The 302-nt window shown below is 33.1% G+C and carries 1 protein-coding gene; it reads left to right on the top strand.

Annotated elements, in window-relative coordinates; all coding sequences use genetic code 11:
• Window positions 1-44: 44 nt before the first annotated feature.
• On the top strand, window positions 45-302 hold a 258-nt coding region (locus QP415_RS11340), incomplete at its 3' end, for a ParA family protein (protein WP_285100136.1).

Here is a 302-nt window from a genome sequence, read left to right as displayed (position 1 = left end):
ATAGAAAGGTATATGTTTATAATTATAATGCAAGGAGAAGTTAGATGAAAATTATTACATTTGCAGCTATAAAGGGAGGAGCAGGGAAAACAACTGCGTTATTGATGATGGCTGCTGAGTTAGCAGAACAAGGTTATAAAGTCCTGGCAGCTGATGAAGACCATCAGTGTAATCTTACACATTATTTTAATATTTATCCTACAAAAGGTACTATTGCTAATGTATATATGGGTGGAGAAGTAGACATTATATCTGTAGCACCTAATATTGATTTAATTACAGGATTTATGAGATTGGACGAA

The organism is Pauljensenia sp. UMB3104, from assembly GCF_030217285.1.
GTDB lineage: Bacteria > Actinomycetota > Actinomycetes > Actinomycetales > Actinomycetaceae > Pauljensenia.
The sequence above is the reverse complement of the archived record's forward strand: the minus strand, read 5'-3'. Positions and strand labels throughout refer to the sequence as shown.